A 16,225-nucleotide genomic window follows, 5' to 3' on the forward strand; every position below is an offset into this window, starting at 1 on the left:
GCAGCGTCACCCGACAAATCAAAAACAAGCAGAGGATTGACTGACATGCACTTATCCAGACATCCGACCAGTTACCCCACCCGCTACCAGGAGATCGCCGCCCTGCTTGAGCTGGAGCTGCGTAACAACTACCGCTGCGGCGACTATCTACCCGCAGAAGGCCAGCTGGCGGCGCGCTACGAAGTCAACCGCCACACCCTGCGCCGCGCCATCGACCAGCTGGTGGAAAAAGGCTGGGTGCAGCGCCGTCAGGGCGTTGGCGTGCTGGTTTTAATGCGCCCGTTCGACTACCCGCTGAACGCCCAGGCGCGCTTCAGCCAGAACCTGCTCGACCAGGGCAGCCACCCCACCAGCGAGCGCTTACTTGCCGTATTGCGCCCGGCCTCCAGCCACGTTGCCGATGCACTGGGTGTAGCCGAAGGCGAAGAAGTTATTCACCTGCGCACCCTAAGGCGCGTTAACGGCATCGCCGTTTGCCTTATCGACCACTACTTTGCCGACCTGACGTGGTGGCCCGCGCTGCAGCAGTTCCACAGCGGATCGCTGCACGACGTGATCGGCAGCCAGCTCGGCATTCATCTTAAACGAACGCAGACCCGCATCAGCGCCCGCCGCGCGCAGGCCAAAGAGAGCCGCCTGCTGGAGATCCCCAACATGGCTCCGCTGCTGTGCGTGCGCACCCTTAACCACCGTGAAGGCGAGGCTAACCCGGCGGAGTACTCCGTCAGCCTGACCCGCGCCGACATGATCGAATTCACTATGGAGCACTAAATGGACGCCACGCAAAAAGATATCGCACAGCGCCAGAACTGGATGGCCGTGCTCGCCCACTGCCTGCCGCAGGAGCTGGCGGAACGCTGGGCCGAACTGAAGCTAAACCCTGTCTATCAGGTCATTCGCCAGCCGGAAGTGGGACTAGTGCAGATCCAGGCGCGCATGGGCGCAACGGGGCAACGTTTCTTCGCGGGCGACGCCACCATAACCCGCGCCGTTGTGCAGCTGGATAACGGCACCTACGGCTACAGCTATTTATTAGGGCGGGATAAAGCCCACGCCGAGCGCTGCGCGGCGATCGACGCGCTGATGCAGGAAGAGAGCCTGCGCAGAACGTTACAGGAAACCTTAATTGCGCCGCTGGCGGCTAACCGGGAGCAGCGCCTTGCCAGAAGACGCGCCGAGGTGAACACCAGCCGCGTCGACTTCTTTACCCTGGTTCGCGGAGATAACGCATGACCTTAATGACCGCTTTCACCCTGCCCGTGCAGGACGCCCAGCAGAGCTTCCGTCGCCTGCTAAAAGCCATGAGCGAGCCGGGCGTTATCGTCGCGCTGCACTCGCTTCATCAGGGCTGGACGCCGCTGAACGTCGCCTCCACCAGCGTGCTGCTGACGCTTGCCGACAACGATACTCCGGTGTGGATTAGCGAGGCGTTGAACAACGAAACCACCGCGCAAAATGCTCGTTTCCATACCAATGCTCCGCTCGCCCGGACGCCGGAAACGGCCCAGTTTGCCGTAGCCGATGTCAGTATTTCAGGTGAACAGCTTAATGCCCTGGCCCAGGGAACGGACGTTGCCCCCGACACCAGCGCCACGCTGATTTTACAGGTCAGCAGCCTGAGCGGAGGCCGCATGCTGCGCCTGACCGGCGCGGGCATTCAGGAAGAGCGCATGATTGCCCCGCAGCTGCCGGACTGCGTGATCCATGAGTTAACCGAGCGCCCGCATCCGTTCCCGCTGGGCATCGACCTGATCCTCACCTGCGGCGAGCGCCTGCTGGCTATCCCTCGTACCACCCACGTGGAGGTGTGCTGATGTACGTCGCCGTGAAAGGGGGCGAGAAGGCGATTGCCGCCGCCCACACGCTGCAGGAGCTGAACCGCCGGGGTGAACAGAGCCTCGCCGAGCTGAGCGTGGCGCAAATCGAACAGCAGCTGGGCCTGGCGGTAGACCGCGTGATGACCGAAGGTGGTATTGCCGACCGTGAACTCGCGGCCCTTGCCATCAAGCAGGCGAGCGGCGATATGGTTGAAGCCATCTTCCTGCTGCGCGCTTACCGCACCACGCTGCCGCGTTTAGCCGTGAGCGAACCGCTGAATACCTCGGAGATGCGGCTGGAGCGCCGCATTTCGGCCACTTACAAAGACATTCCCGGCGGCCAGCTGCTCGGCCCGACCTACGACTACACCCACCGCCTGCTGGACTTCACGCTGCTGGCCAACGGTGAAACCCCGGAGCTAAAAGCGGGCGATACCCACGCCGACCCGGCCCCGCACGTGTTCAGCATGCTGGCGAAGCAGGGCCTGGCGAAAGCCGAAGAAGACAACGGCGAGCAGCCGGACGACATCACCCGCCAGCCGCCGGTTTATCCGTGCTCCCGCTCCTCCCGCTTACAGCAGCTGGTGCGCGGCGACGAAGGTTATCTGCTGGCGCTGGCCTACTCCACCCAGCGCGGCTACGGGCGCAATCACCCGTTCGCGGGGGAGATCCGCAGCGGCTACGTTGATATCGAAATCGTGCCGGAAGAGCTGGGATTTGCGGTGAACGTCGGCGAACTGCTGCTGACCGAGTGTGAAATGGTCAACGGTTTTGTCGCCCCCGAAGAAGAAGCCCCACACTTTACGCGCGGCTACGGGCTGGCGTTCGGCATGAGCGAGCGCAAGGCGATGGCGATGGCGCTGGTCGACCGCGCGCTGCAGGCCCCGGACTACGACGAAACCGTTGCCGGCCCGGCGCAGGACGAAGAGTTTGTGCTCTCGCACGCGGATAACGTGGAGGCTGCGGGCTTCGTCTCGCACCTCAAGCTGCCGCACTACGTCGATTTCCAGGCCGAGCTGGAACTGCTGAACCGCCTGATTAAGGAGCGCGACCATGGCTAACCTGAGCGGCTACAACTTCGCCTATCTGGACGAGCAAACCAAACGCATGATCCGCCGCGCCATCCTCAAGGCCGTGGCTATTCCCGGCTATCAGGTGCCGTTTGGCGGACGCGAGATGCCGATGCCCTACGGCTGGGGCACGGGCGGCATTCAGATCACCGCCAGCGTAATTGGTGAAGCAGACGTGCTGAAGGTCATCGACCAGGGCGCGGACGACACCACTAACGCCGTGTCGATCCGCAACTTCTTCAGGCGCGTGACTGGCGTGAACACCACCGAGCGCACGGAAGACGCGACGCTGATCCAGACCCGCCACCGCATCCCGGAAACGCCGCTCGCTGAAGACCAGATCCTGATTTACCAGGTGCCGATCCCCGAGCCGCTGCGCTTTATCGAACCGCGCGAAACGGAGACCCGCACCATGCATGCGCTGGAAGAGTACGGCGTGATGCAGGTGAAGCTGTACGAAGATATCGCCCGCTTCGGCCACATCGCCACCACCTACGCCTACCCGGTGAAGGTCAACGAGCGCTACGTGATGGACCCGTCGCCGATCCCGAAATTCGACAACCCGAAGATGGACAGGATGCCCGCGCTGCAGCTGTTCGGCGCCGGACGCGAGAAGCGTATTTATGCCGTGCCGCCGTTTACCCGCGTGGAGAGCCTCGACTTCGACGACCATCCGTTCACCGTTCAGGAGTGGGATGAGCCTTGCGCTATCTGCGGCTCGCACCACAGCTACCTGGATGAAGTGGTGCTGGACGATGCGGGCAGCCGCATGTTCGTCTGCTCCGATACCGATTTCTGCCGCCAGAACAGCGAGGCCGCCGCCCAATGATCCAGCCACTCCTTTCGGTCAACAACCTGACCCACCTCTACGCCCCCGGCAAAGGCTTCAGCGACGTATCGTTTGAGCTCTACCCCGGCGAAGTGCTGGGCATTGTCGGCGAGTCCGGCTCCGGCAAAACCACGCTGTTAAAGTCGATTTCTGCCCGCCTCGCGCCGCAGAACGGCGAAGTGATGTATCTGGATGAGTCGCTGTACGGCATGAGCGAAGGCGACCGCCGCCGCCTGCTGCGCACCGAGTGGGGCGTGGTGCATCAGCATGCGATGGACGGCCTGCGCCGCCACGTCTCCGCCGGTGGCAACATCGGCGAGCGGCTGATGGCAACCGGCGCACGCCACTACGGCGAGATCCGCGCCACGGCCCAGCGCTGGCTGGAAGAGGTGGAAATCCCTGCATCGCGTATCGATGACCTGCCAACGACGTTTTCCGGCGGTATGCAGCAGCGCCTGCAAATCGCCCGCAACCTGGTGACGCATCCGAAGCTGGTATTTATGGATGAGCCAACCGGCGGGCTGGACGTGTCGGTTCAGGCGCGCCTGCTCGACCTGCTGCGCAGCCTGGTGCGGGAGCTGAACCTGGCGGTGGTGATTGTCACCCACGACCTGGGCGTGGCGCGCCTGCTGGCCGACCGGCTGCTGGTGATGAAGCAGGGCCAGGTGGTGGAGAGCGGGCTGACCGACCGCGTGCTGGACGATCCGCACCACTCTTACACCCAGCTGCTGGTGTCATCGGTATTGCAGAACTGATTTTGCCGGATGGCGCACCAGTAGATCGGATAAGGCGCCAGCCGCCATCCGACGTGATAGCAACCATTTCAAGGAATCCATATGTCCCGCTTACGGGTAGAAAACCTCAGCAAAACCTTTGTGCTGCACCACCAGCACGGCATTCGCCTGCCGGTGCTGGCAAACGCCTCTTTAGAAGTTAAAGGTGGGGAATGCGTGGTGCTGCACGGCCACTCCGGCAGCGGCAAATCCACCCTGCTCCGCTCGCTGTACGCCAACTATCTGCCGGATGAAGGCCATATCTGGGTGAAGCATGACGACGCCTGGCTGGATATCGTGCGGGCTCCGGCGCGGGACGTGCTGGCGGTGCGCCGCAAAACCATCGGCTGGGTGAGCCAGTTCCTGCGGGTTATCCCGCGAATCTCCGCTCTGGAAGTTGTGATGCAGCCACTGCTGGATTTGGGCGTCCCCCGTGACGAGTGCGTGGCGAAGGCCTCTCGCCTGTTAACTCGCCTGAACGTGCCGGAACGCCTGTGGAGCCTTGCCCCCTCGACGTTTTCCGGCGGCGAACAGCAGCGGGTGAACATCGCCCGCGGGTTTATCGTCGACTACCCGATTCTGCTGCTCGATGAGCCGACCGCCTCGCTGGATGCGAAAAACAGCGCCGCCGTGGTGACGCTGATTCAGGAGGCAAAAGCGCGGGGCGCGGCGGTTGTCGGAATATTCCACGACGAAGCGGTACGCAATCAGGTGGCGGACCGCCTGCATTCCATGGCTACGGTAGAGGCGCAACATGATTATCAATAACGTCAGGCTGGTGCTGGAAAACGAAGTGGTTAGCGGCTCGCTGGAAGTGGCCGACGGACTGATCCGAAACTTTGCCGACAGCCCAAGCAGCCTGCCCCAGGCCCACGACGGCGAGGGCGGCTGGCTGCTGCCGGGGCTTATCGAGCTGCACACCGATAACCTGGACAAATTCTTCACCCCGCGCCCGAAGGTGGACTGGCCCGCCCACTCCGCCATGAGCAGCCACGACGCGTTGATGGTGGCAAGCGGCATCACCACCGTGCTGGACGCGGTGGCGCTGGGCGACGTGCGGGACGGCGGCGACCGGCTGGAAAACTTAGAGAAGATGATCAACGCGGTGATGCAGACCCAGGCCCGGGGCATCAACCGCGCCGAGCATCGCCTGCACCTGCGCTGCGAGCTGCCTCACCACACGACCCTGCCGCTCTTCCGGCAGCTTATCGACCGGGGCGGCGTCTCGCTGGTGTCGCTGATGGACCACTCGCCGGGCCAGCGCCAGTTCTCTAATCTGGTTAAGTATCGCGAGTATTATCAGGGAAAATATTCCCTCAGCGACGCGGAGATGAACAGCTACGAGGCGGATCAGCTGGCGCTGGCGGAACGCTGGTCGCAGCCGAACCGCCTGGCGATTGCCGCCGAATGCCGGGCGCGAAACATTGCCCTTGCCAGCCATGACGACGCGACCGCCGCGCACGTGGCGGAATCCCACGAGCTGGGCAGCGTCATCGCCGAGTTCCCGACGACCCTTGAAGCCGCACAGGCTTCACGTCAGCACGGCCTGAGCGTGCTGATGGGCGCACCGAATATCGTGCGGGGCGGCTCGCATTCCGGCAACGTGGCCGCGCATCAGCTGGCGCAGGCGGGGCTGCTGGACATCCTCTCTTCCGATTACTACCCGGCGAGCCTGCTGGATGCGGCCTTCCGCGTGGCGCACGACGAGTCGAACAGCTTCACGCTCCCGCAGGCGGTGGCGCTGGTGACGCGTAACCCGGCGCGGGCGCTCAGTCTGGAAGATCGCGGCGTGCTGGCGGAAGGAAAACGGGCGGATATGGTACTGGCCCATCAGCACGGCGACCACGTTTACGTCGGGCACGTCTGGCGTCAGGGAATGCGGGTGTTCTGATGAGCAAAATGGTCTGGTTGATGGGGCCGTCCGGCTCCGGGAAAGACAGCCTGCTGACGGCGCTCCGCCAGCAGGAGAACAATCGGCTGCTGGTGGCGCACCGCTACATCACCCGCGCGGCCGACGCGGGCTGCGAAAATCACGTTGCGCTCAGCGAAAAGGAGTTCGCGCTGCGGCAGGAGCAGGGGCTGTTTGCCCTGAGCTGGCAGGCGCATCACCAGAGCTACGGCGTCGGCGTCGAGCTGGATATCTGGCTTGAGGCGGGCTTTGACGTGGTGGTGAACGGCTCGCGCCAGCACCTGAAGCAGGCGCGACGGCGCTACGGCGACGCGCTGGTGCCCATTTGCCTGCACGTTTCAACGGAAGTGCTGCGCCAGCGGCTCGAGCTGCGCGGACGGGAAACGCCGCAGCAGATAGAGCAGCGCCTGCAGCGGGCGGCCTTTAATGCGCCGGATCTGGACGATTGTCTGGTACTCCATAACGACGGCAGTCTGCTACAGTCAGTCGAGTCGTTTATGCGCATGGTAAACGGCCAGCGCAACGCCAACGTCGTCCACTTTCGCCGTAAGGAGCCACGCCATGTCTGAAGTTGAATTTCGCCGCGCCACGATTGCCGACGGCGATATTGTTTACGCCCTGATCTGCGAGCTGAAGCAGGCGGAGTTTGACCGCCAGGCTTTTAACGTCGGCTTTGCGGCGAATCTCGAAGATCACAACCTTTGCTACCAGCTTGCCCTGCTTAACGGCGACGTTGTCGGCATGATCGGCCTGCATATGCAGTTTCATCTGCATCACGTGAACTGGATTGCGGAGATCCAGGAGCTGGTGGTGATGCCCCAGGCGCGGGGCCACGGCGTAGGCAGCAAGCTGCTGGCGTGGGCGGAAGAGCAGGCGCGTATCGCGGGGGCGGAGCTAACGGAACTTTCCACCAGCACCGGACGCCTGGACGCGCACCGTTTTTACCAGCGGGAAGGCTATAAACAGACCCATTTTCGCTTTACCAAACCGGTGGAGATCAACAGTGAGCCTGAAAATCACCCTTAGCGGCACCGGTGGCGCGCAGCTGGTTCCCGCTTTTGGCTGCCGCTGTAACGCCTGCGAACGCGCCCGCAATAACCCGCAGTATCGCCGCAAACCGTGCAGCGCAGTGGTGAAGTTCAACAAGGCGGTGACGCTGCTGGACGCGGGGATTCCCGACCTGATGGACTGCTGGCAGCCCGAAGAGATCCACCAGTTTCTGCTCACCCATTACCATATGGATCATGTGCAGGGCCTGTTCCCGCTGCGCTGGGGCGTAGGTGAGAAAATCCGCGTTTATGGCCCGCCTGATGAGCAAGGCTGCGACGATCTCTTTAAGCACCCCGGCATGCTGGATTTCAGCCATACGCTGGAGCCGTTCGTCTGGTTCACCCTGCAGGCGCTGCGCGTGACACCTCTGCCCCTGAACCACTCGAAGCTGACCTACGGCTACCTGTTCGAAACGCCACACAGCCGCGTCGCCTGGCTGTGCGATACGGCAGGGCTGCCGGAGAAGACATTGAAGTTTCTGGTGAACAATAAGCCCGAAGTGGTGGTGATTGATTGCAGCCACGAACCCAGAGCGGAAACGCCAAAAAACCACTGCGATTTGAATACGGTGATAGCCCTGAATGAACACATCGGCTGCCCGCGCGTGATCCTCACGCACATCAGCCACCAGTTCGACTGCTGGCTAATGGAAAACGATTTACCACCGGGATTCGAAGCCGGATTTGACGGGCTGGTGATCGAGGTGGATTAAGGTTTTTGCCGGATGGCGCTTCGCTTATCCGGCCTACGAAGATGTTACCCATGTGGTCGGTTTGCGGCTTTTTTGCCGGATGGCGCTGCGCTTATCCGGCCTACGTTGCGTTGAAGTTGTAGGGGGGATAAGCGCAGCGTCATCCACCGAATTGTTTACGCTCACCGGCATTAACAATTTCAACCGTTCCCGCCCAATCCTCCGGGTACAAACCTCTTTGCACATCACGGTGAAACGTTGAAAACGGCCACTCTCTTACCCTTGTCACCAGGCCATGCTTAACCGGGTTGATATAAACGTAATCCATGTGCGCCCTGTAATCTTTTTCATCACGGACGCAGTGCTCCCAGTACCTTTTCTGCCAGACCTGACCGTTACAGGCGAGTGACTTCGTGAAGGATTTTTTAATAGCCCGCCAGCGGCCAGGAAAGTCGTTATCGCCCTTCGGGAGCGTCCAGATGCAATGCATATGTTCGGGTAAAACAACCCATGCGTTGATATCGAAAGGATGGCGTGCCTTTACTTGCCGAATGGCAACTCGTAGCGCATGGATGTGTCTGGTAAGCAAATCGCTGTGTCGGTCATGAAGATTAACGGTAAAAAAGAAGGTGCCACCGTTATGAAAAGCACGACGATAGTTCGACATGGTTCAGCTTCCTTGCATGAAATATCCCTGGATTGCCGGATGGCGCTGCGCTTATCCGGCCTACTTTGCGTTGAAGTTGTAGGGGGGATAAGCGCAGCGTCATCCACCGAAATGTTTACGCTCACCGGCATTAACAATCTCAACCGTTCCCGCCCAATCCTCCGGGTACAAACCTCTTTGCACATCACGGTGAAACGTTGAAAACGGCCACTCTCTTACCCTTGTCACCAGGCCATGCTTAACCGGGTTGATATAAACGTAATCCATGTGCGCCCTGTAATCTTTTTCATCCCGGACGCAGTGCTCCCAGTACCTTTTCTGCCAGACCTGACCGTTACAGGCGAGTGACTTCGTGAAGGATTTTTTAATAGCCCGCCAGCGGTCAGGAAAGTCGTTATCGCCCTTCGGGAGCGTCCAGATGCAATGCATATGTTCGGGTAAAACAACCCATGCGTTGATATCGAAAGGATGGCGTGCCTTTACTTGCCGAATGGCAACTCGTAGCGCATGGATATTGCCGGATTGCGCTACGCTTATCCAGCCTACGAAAGATGGTGATTATCAACACCTCAGAGGCTATTTGATCCGGGCAATAACCAGCAGGCGATGCGGATGGATTTCCGGGTCGGTCCCCCATGCCCAGGGCGACCATTTGCTCACGAATTCCGCTTCGCTGGCGATAACGTGTAATTCATTCTCTTCTTTGTTTCCATCCCAGACCATGACTTCATAACGCGGGTTCGTAATGGCTTCGGTGATGCGGTATTCCCAGAAGCGACGCCCATCGCCGGTCTGTTCTTTATCCGATACGACGATGTCATAGGTTTCCAGAAGCCAGGCAAAAAACAGCTGTGCCAGGCCATTAAGGGCATGCTGATACTCGGCCAAAAACGTTCGCCAGACCATCACCTGCGTGCAATGTTCTTTACCGGGCACCACAAAATTTCCCGTGACGATTTTTACGGCATACGAGGTGATGTCATCTTTGATGAGGCGGCACTGTTTTTCATCCCGCGAGATCAATAAGCGATAGCCAGCCGGAGGAACATAGCCAGGCAAACTGAACGGCTTTACGCCCTTGTCCAGAAAGGCAAGCGTGTGCTCCCGGTTACGAGCCGGATCGTTGAGTTTTCTGTTGAATTCCGCGTCGCTGATCAATTTCGGTGCCATCGGTGGAGAAGTCCTTATCTCAAGTATGCTTATTTTTCCCTTTTAAGCCAGCGCATATTTTCGACTTTTCCCAGTAATTACTGGTACTTGTATCATCGAAATACACGGCCAAGGAAAAACCATACCATAGCGACAGGCACTTTTTTTGCTCTTCTTATGAGCAGATTTAAGCTCCCCGAGACAGCTCGCAAATCAGAAATGTAACGCTGTAACTGTTGCCGGTGAAGATTATCAGTTACCGAAAATCATCATCAAGTCTACGCTCGTCGTCTTCAAGCTGGCGGCGCTGTTCGTCCAGCTGACGCTGCTGGTCATCCAGCTGACGGCGGCGGTCTTCCAGCTGCCGGTGACGGTCTTCGTAGCGGCGCTGGTCGTCTGAATTTCGCTGCCTGTCGTCCTCGTACGGGCGACGATCGTCATCGTCACGGTTCTGGCTGCCGTTGGGGTTATAGGCGTCGTTAATCGCCTGCGAAATCGAGCTGACGATGGAGTTATCGAACAGGCCGTCCAGCTCGTCTGCGTGGACAAGCGGAGTCATGCTCAGGGCGGATAACAGCACGGCGGTGGCGTATCGGTTCATAAGTCAGTCTCAGAAAAGGTCTGCGGCTAGCGTATGAAAGGCGCTCGGTGCGCGACAGCAGAGGATTCCCATATTCGGCGAGGTGCCTGCAAAGTCAGCCCCTCTTTGCAGAGGGGCTAAGTCCTTGCTACAGGATGATTGATGAGGTGCATAGTTTAATGAGGCGCTCAGGTGACTTTCCGGTTCCGCCCGCTTCCTACTGGAAGCCTTGAAGGGGCAATCTATTAATGTCCGCTTCCGTCCGCCGAGTCAATTGTTTGCCGTTGACCTTTTTTCCTTTTGTCATGCCGATGAAGCATGCCAGGCGCGGCGCAGGGCCTGGGCAAGCTGAAGCTGACTAAACGGCTTACGCAACAGCTCCACGTCCGGCAGCTGCCGCCCGCTGGCGCGCAGGTCCTGGCCGCTGATTAACAGTAATGTGAGCTGCGGATAATGCTCCCGCGCGTGCTGTAAAACCTCTGCTCCGCTCTTGCTTCCGGGCAGCATTAAGTCGCTTATCACAATGCTGATATCCGGGACCTCTGCCAGCATGCTGATAGCCTGCTCGCTGTCCGCCGTTTCCAGCGTCAGGTAGCCCAGCTGATGAAGCTGTTCGCACAATGTCTGGCGCACATCGTGTTCATCCTCCAGCACCAGCACAAGCCGATCCTGGATCTCATTAGCGGCGGGCATCAATGGCGAAGGGATCTCCACTGCCCGTGCGGGCGCCCGTGGCAGCTGCAGCCGCACCAGCGTCCCCTGCCCCGGCGCGCTTTCAATCTGCACCCGGCCTCCGGACTGGCGCACAAAGCCGTAAACCATCGACAGGCCGAGACCGCTGCCGCTGCCGGTCTGTTTGGTGGTAAAGAACGGCTCGAAAACCTGCGCTTTTATCTCAGCCGACATCCCGTGTCCGGCATCAATCACCTCAAGGGCGACCATATCCTGCTTACGCCCGCTGGAGCGCACCACCCGCTGATTCCAGGTGCGGATTGTTATGCTGCCCGCCTGCCCGTCCATGGCGTCCCGGGCGTTCATGACCAGGTTGATAATCGCATTTTCCAGCTGATTCACGTCAATCCATGCGGGCCAGGCCGGCTGCTGCGCTTCAATGTCCAGCGACAGTCCGGCCGGAAGCGAGTGGCGTATCAGCGGGTCGAGGTTCTCCAGCAGGCTTTTCATGGCGACGGCGTGCGGATGCAGCGATTGCTTGCGCGAAAACGCCAGCAGACGCTGGGTCAGCTGCGCGCCGCGTTCCGCCGCCCTTAGGGAGCGGGTAACGCGTGCGGCATCCGGCGAATCCGTGGGGATAAGCTCCAGGCTGCCGACGATCACCGCCAGCAGGTTATTGAAATCATGCGCCAGACCGCCGGTCAGCTGCCCTACCGCCTTCATTTTCTGGCCGTGTACCAGCGCTTCCTCCAGCGCCTTACGCTCGCTTCTCTCAAGCACCAGGTTGACCATGCCGCGCCCAGGCACCGGGCTGAAGCGCAGTTCGATGGTTCTGTTATCTTCCAGCCGCAGCTCCTGCGGCTTTGGCAGGGGACGGGAGAGGTTTTCCAGAATGTGCTGCTGCAAAGTAGTGACCTGCTTTAACAGAGCCAGATAGTGCTGGCCGCGCTGTAATTGTTCCGGCCTTAGCCCCAGCAGCAGCGGGTAATGCGGATTCCATACCACCAGACAGCCGTCGTTATCAAACAGGGCAAAACCGTCCCGCATGGCGTGGAAGGTCGTTTCCAGCTGCGTACTTTTTTCCTTCAGCAGCTTCGAGGTGTGCTCCAGAGATGCGGTATTGCGCGCAAAAACGTTAAACGCGCGCGCCAGTTCGCCAAGTTCGTCCCTCCGCTGCAACGCCGGGACGCTGACATCCCGCTCCCCACGGGCCAGCCGCGTCATAGCTTGCGAAATAGCCGTCAGGTTTGAACCCAGATTGCGGTAGATATACCAGCCGGCAAATCCGGTGATAACCAGCGCCAGCAGGGCGAAAAGCCCGATAAAGGAGATGATGGACTGGAGGTCTTTATGGCTTTGCTCCGTGCGGTTCAGCGACTCCTGCCCGACCTTTTGCACATAAAGATTGATGTCCTGATTCAGGAACGCCACCAGCGCTTTGATGTGATACATAAACCATGCGATGGCAAGATTGCTGTTATCAAGCCGCTGGGAAAGCGGGAGTAAAAGACGCAAATGGGTGCGCATCTCCTGCAAAATATCATTTACCGGCGGCGATTGAGCAGCAGCGGGTAGCGCAGCCATAACTTCGGTTAACTGCGCTACCGTGGCTTTCGGTGACGGCGTCTGGATGGCAATCAGTATCAGCCGGTCCAGCTCGGCGAGCAGGGCCGCATCCGGCACGTTCAGCCGGTCACGGGCGTTGATATCCTGAATGTGGTGTAAATAACTCTGGTTCTGGTAGAGCGCGCTGAGCAGGTCGTTTCGCTCCATGTGGCGGCGATGGCCCAGCTCCAGCATGCGCGTCACGCTGCTTTCCAGCTCGTTGCTTCTTTTGGTAATGCGTGCCACCAGCTGCGGCTCATGGCGGGCAAGCGGCGCGTTCGCCAGATGGCTCAGGGAGTTCTGCAAAGCCAGCTGCGTTTGCTTAAGCTGCGCGGCTTCGCTCTGGTATTCCAGCGCCCCCACAACCTGCGTCAGCCGCACCGCCGCCGTCGCCACGTTTGCCGTATCCCGCGCCAGCTCCATGCTGCCGGACATATCGCTGAGCGTTTGTCCCTGCACCTGCTCCTGTAAACGGCTGGCGTGCTGAAAGCCCAGCACCGCCACGCCGCAGACCATTAACGTTACCGCCATCACCAACAGGTTGAAGGACAGCAGGCGGCCACGAGCGCTGGAAAAAAACGGTGTGCTGGGTTGCGGCATGCAGGCTCCGGTCTGTTTCAACGGTGGATGGCGCAGCGCTTATCCACCTTACAGGTTTAGCCCATGACGTTTGTTATCGAATCATTCCCAGCCGGCAATGTGATCTCGGTTAACTATTCACAACTATGACAAATATGAACGGCTTCTGACATTTTGCATTTACCCGCGTGTGGTTGACTGGCAGCAATCGAAACCTTATCCGCAGGAGCCGCGCCATGAGTAGCGTTCCCATTCTGGAGATGCGCAATATTGCCAAATCTTTTGGCAAGTTCTATGCGCTGAAAGGCGTCGACCTGACGGTGTTCCCCGGCGAAATTCACTCGTTGATGGGCGAAAACGGCGCGGGCAAAAGCACGCTGATGAAGATCCTAGCCGGGGCCAACACCGCCACCAGCGGCGAAATCCTTATTGAAGGGCAGCCCTACAGCATTAAGGGGCCAAAAGACGCGCTCAGCGCAGGCATCACGCTTATCTATCAGGAAATGCAGCTGGCCCCTAACCTCACCGTTGCGGAGAACATTTTCCTCGGCAGCGAGCTGTCACGCGGCGGGCTGGTTCAGCGTAAAGAGATGGTGATGCAGGCCCAGACGGTGATAGACCGCCTCGGCGCGCAGTTCAAGGCCAGCGATTTAGTGATGAAGCTGACCATCGCCGAACAGCAGCAGGTAGAGATTGCTCGTGCGCTACACCGCAACAGCCGCATTTTAGTCATGGACGAGCCAACCGCAGCGCTCTCATCAAGAGAAACCCACCGCCTGTTTGAGCTGATTATGCGGCTGCGCGATGAGGGGATGGCGATTATCTATATCAGCCACCGCATGGCGGAAGTGTATGAATTATCGGACCGGGTCAGCGTGCTGCGCGACGGGCAGTACGTCGGCAGCCTGACGCGGGAAAATCTCAACGCCAGCGAGCTGGTTCGTATGATGGTTGGCCGTCCGCTGAGCGATCTGTTCAACAAAGAACGAGATATCCCGTTAGGTAACCCGCGCCTCAACGTCCACCACCTGACGGACGACGGCAAAGTCCAGCCGGTGAGCTTACAGGTACGCTCCGGGGAAATCGTCGGCCTCGCGGGGCTGGTCGGAGCCGGACGCTCCGAGCTGGCACAGCTGATTTTTGGCGTCCGCAAATCCACGGGCGGCACGATTGAAATCGACGGAAATCCCGTCTCTATCCGCTCCCCTCGCGAAGCTATTCGCCACGGCATCGGTTTTCTGACCGAGAACCGTAAAGAACAGGGCCTGTTCCTGGAGCTGGCGGCGCAGGACAACATCACCATGGCCACGCTCGAACGTGACGCCCGCTACGGCTGGCTGGATCGCAAGAAGGCCCGGACGATTTCTGACGATGCCATCAGCCTGCTGAATATCCGCGTTCCGCATGCGCAGGTGCGCGCCGGGGGCCTGTCCGGCGGCAACCAGCAGAAGCTGCTGATCTCCCGCTGGGTGGCGATCGGCCCGCGAATTTTGATCCTCGACGAGCCAACCCGTGGCGTTGACGTTGGGGCGAAAAGTGAGATCTACCGGATCATGAGCCAGATGGCCCGCCAGGGCGTGGCGATCCTGATGATCTCCAGCGAGCTGCCGGAAGTCATCGGCATGAGCGATCGCGTTTACGTGATGCGGGAAGGCAGCATTGCGGGTGAGCTTCACGGCAGAGATATCTCGCAAGAGAACATTATGACGCTGGCAACCGGCGTGGAAGATGCCCATAAAAAGGTGGTTCATCATGACTAATCCTGTCACCCCCCAGCAGGTCGCTAAATCAGCCTCGCTGAAAAAGGCCCTTTTTGGCGATTTGATGCAAACGGTGGGGATATTGCCCATTCTGATCCTTATCGTCGCCGTTTTTGGCTTTATCACCCCGAACTTTTTTACCGAATCTAACCTGCTGAACATCGCCCGGCAGTCGTCGATCAATATCGTTCTCGCCGCCGGGATGACCTTCATCATTCTGACCGGAGGGATTGACCTGTCCGTGGGTTCGATTCTGGGCACCACGGCGGTGACGGCGATGGTGGTGTCGCTGATGCCGGGCTGGGAGTCGCTGTCGATCCCCGCCGCGCTGATGATGGGCACCGGGCTTGGGCTGTTTAACGGCATGCTGGTCGCCTGGGCGGGGCTGCCGCCGTTTATCGTCACGCTCGGCACCTATACCGCCCTGCGCGGCGCGGCTTACCTGCTGGCGGACGGCACCACGGTCATCAACTCAAATATTAACTTCGAATGGATAGGCAACTCGTACCTTGGCCCCATTCCCTGGCTGGTCGTAATTGCCCTGGCGGTGATCGTGGTTTGCTGGTTCATCCTGCGTCGTACCACGCTCGGGGTGCATATCTACGCGGTGGGCGGCAACATGCAGGCCGCACGCCTGACGGGGATCAAGGTCTGGCTGGTGCTGCTGTTCGTCTACGGCATGAGCGGGCTGCTTTCCGGGCTTGGCGGCGTGATGAGCGCTTCCCGACTGTACAGCGCCAACGGCAACCTTGGCATGGGCTACGAGCTGGACGCCATTGCGGCGGTGATCCTTGGCGGCACCAGCTTTGTGGGCGGAATTGGCACCATTACCGGCACCCTGGTGGGGGCGCTGATTATCGCCACGCTCAACAACGGTATGACGCTGATGGGCGTCTCCTATTTCTGGCAGCTGGTGATCAAAGGGGCGGTGATCATCATCGCGGTGCTGATCGACAAATACCGCACCCGGCACCATCAAAGTTCATAACAACATCGCTCTTTAACAGGTCGGGTTTAGCCGACAAAACGGGCGCAAACGGTGGATGACGCTATCGCTTATCCACCCTACAAATG

Annotated in this window: 17 protein-coding genes and 1 pseudogene; 13 read left to right on the top strand and 5 right to left on the bottom strand. The window is 59.8% G+C overall.

The genetic code is table 11. The annotated features are described in order from the left end of the window. Nucleotides 1–45: 45 nt before the first annotated feature. From phnF to phnP, 11 genes are all read left to right on the top strand, one after another. On the top strand, nucleotides 46–771 hold the full coding sequence (phnF, locus tag AAE045_RS03595) for a phosphonate metabolism transcriptional regulator PhnF (protein ID WP_202305334.1): 726 nt from the start codon (nucleotides 46–48) through the stop codon (nucleotides 769–771). Next, nucleotides 772–1,233, top strand: coding sequence for a phosphonate C-P lyase system protein PhnG (gene phnG, locus AAE045_RS03600; protein WP_455546494.1), 462 nt, complete (start codon nucleotides 772–774; stop codon nucleotides 1,231–1,233). Next, on the top strand, nucleotides 1,230–1,814 hold the full coding sequence (gene phnH, locus AAE045_RS03605) for a phosphonate C-P lyase system protein PhnH (RefSeq protein WP_455546495.1): 585 nt from the start codon (nucleotides 1,230–1,232) through the stop codon (nucleotides 1,812–1,814). The genes phnG and phnH overlap by 4 nt, the downstream gene beginning before the upstream one ends. Further along, nucleotides 1,814–2,878 carry a carbon-phosphorus lyase complex subunit PhnI gene (locus AAE045_RS03610; RefSeq protein ID WP_455546496.1) on the top strand — a complete coding sequence of 355 codons (1,065 nt, stop codon included), beginning with the start codon at nucleotides 1,814–1,816 and terminating at the stop codon, nucleotides 2,876–2,878. Before phnH ends, AAE045_RS03610 begins: the two co-directional genes overlap by 1 nt. After that, nucleotides 2,871–3,716, top strand: a complete 846-nt coding sequence (locus AAE045_RS03615; RefSeq protein ID WP_271131239.1) for an alpha-D-ribose 1-methylphosphonate 5-phosphate C-P-lyase PhnJ — start codon at nucleotides 2,871–2,873, stop codon at nucleotides 3,714–3,716. Before AAE045_RS03610 ends, AAE045_RS03615 begins: the two co-directional genes overlap by 8 nt. Beyond that, nucleotides 3,713–4,471, top strand: coding sequence for a phosphonate C-P lyase system protein PhnK (phnK, locus tag AAE045_RS03620; RefSeq protein WP_455546497.1), 759 nt, complete (start codon nucleotides 3,713–3,715; stop codon nucleotides 4,469–4,471). The genes AAE045_RS03615 and phnK overlap by 4 nt, the downstream gene beginning before the upstream one ends. Before the next feature lie 81 nt (nucleotides 4,472–4,552). Then, nucleotides 4,553–5,257 (top strand): phosphonate C-P lyase system protein PhnL, encoded by a 705-nt coding sequence (phnL, locus tag AAE045_RS03625; RefSeq protein ID WP_455546498.1) that lies wholly within the window; start codon nucleotides 4,553–4,555, stop codon nucleotides 5,255–5,257. Next, entirely contained in the window at nucleotides 5,244–6,380 is a 1,137-nt protein-coding gene (gene phnM / locus AAE045_RS03630; protein WP_202305320.1) for an alpha-D-ribose 1-methylphosphonate 5-triphosphate diphosphatase, read from the top strand. Before phnL ends, phnM begins: the two co-directional genes overlap by 14 nt. Beyond that, a complete protein-coding gene (gene phnN, locus AAE045_RS03635) occupies nucleotides 6,380–6,967 on the top strand; it encodes a ribose 1,5-bisphosphokinase (RefSeq protein WP_455546499.1) in 588 nt (195 codons plus the stop codon). Before phnM ends, phnN begins: the two co-directional genes overlap by 1 nt. After that, the gene (gene phnO, locus AAE045_RS03640; RefSeq protein ID WP_202305316.1) at nucleotides 6,960–7,424 is read left to right on the top strand and encodes an aminoalkylphosphonate N-acetyltransferase; all 465 of its coding nucleotides are present in this window, start codon (nucleotides 6,960–6,962) and stop codon (nucleotides 7,422–7,424) included. Before phnN ends, phnO begins: the two co-directional genes overlap by 8 nt. Further along, a complete protein-coding gene (phnP, locus tag AAE045_RS03645; protein WP_455546500.1) occupies nucleotides 7,402–8,160 on the top strand; it encodes a phosphonate metabolism protein PhnP in 759 nt (252 codons plus the stop codon). Before phnO ends, phnP begins: the two co-directional genes overlap by 23 nt. Nucleotides 8,161–8,299: 139 nt before the next feature. On the opposite strand, the gene AAE045_RS03650 is transcribed toward phnP, so the two are convergent. The 5 genes and pseudogenes from AAE045_RS03650 to AAE045_RS03670 all read right to left on the bottom strand — a co-directional run bounded on the left by AAE045_RS03650 (nucleotide 8,300) and on the right by AAE045_RS03670 (nucleotide 13,412). Further along, a complete protein-coding gene (locus AAE045_RS03650) occupies nucleotides 8,300–8,806 on the bottom strand; it encodes an REP-associated tyrosine transposase (protein ID WP_455546501.1) in 507 nt (168 codons plus the stop codon). 99 nt (nucleotides 8,807–8,905) lie between these two features. Further along, nucleotides 8,906–9,319, bottom strand: a pseudogene (locus AAE045_RS03655) (REP-associated tyrosine transposase); the annotation flags it as partial. Nucleotides 9,320–9,382: 63 nt separating this feature from the next. After that, nucleotides 9,383–9,964, bottom strand: a complete 582-nt coding sequence (locus AAE045_RS03660) for a hypothetical protein (protein WP_455546502.1) — start codon at nucleotides 9,962–9,964, stop codon at nucleotides 9,383–9,385. Between the two features lie 247 nt (nucleotides 9,965–10,211). Then, the gene (gene yjdP, locus AAE045_RS03665; protein WP_271131232.1) at nucleotides 10,212–10,556 is read right to left on the bottom strand and encodes a DDRRRQL repeat protein YjdP; all 345 of its coding nucleotides are present in this window, start codon (nucleotides 10,554–10,556) and stop codon (nucleotides 10,212–10,214) included. Between the two features lie 282 nt (nucleotides 10,557–10,838). Next, a complete protein-coding gene (locus AAE045_RS03670; RefSeq protein WP_455546503.1) occupies nucleotides 10,839–13,412 on the bottom strand; it encodes an ATP-binding protein in 2,574 nt (857 codons plus the stop codon). Between the two features lie 215 nt (nucleotides 13,413–13,627). Between AAE045_RS03670 and AAE045_RS03675 the strand changes: the two genes are divergently transcribed. Then, nucleotides 13,628–15,151, top strand: coding sequence for a sugar ABC transporter ATP-binding protein (locus AAE045_RS03675; RefSeq protein WP_455546504.1), 1,524 nt, complete (start codon nucleotides 13,628–13,630; stop codon nucleotides 15,149–15,151). Further along, nucleotides 15,144–16,139, top strand: a complete 996-nt coding sequence (locus tag AAE045_RS03680) for an ABC transporter permease subunit (protein ID WP_202305299.1) — start codon at nucleotides 15,144–15,146, stop codon at nucleotides 16,137–16,139. The genes AAE045_RS03675 and AAE045_RS03680 overlap by 8 nt, the downstream gene beginning before the upstream one ends. Nucleotides 16,140–16,225: the final 86 nt, after the last annotated feature.

This window comes from Dryocola clanedunensis (genome assembly GCF_038405435.1).
Classification (GTDB): domain Bacteria; phylum Pseudomonadota; class Gammaproteobacteria; order Enterobacterales; family Enterobacteriaceae; genus Dryocola; species Dryocola clanedunensis_A.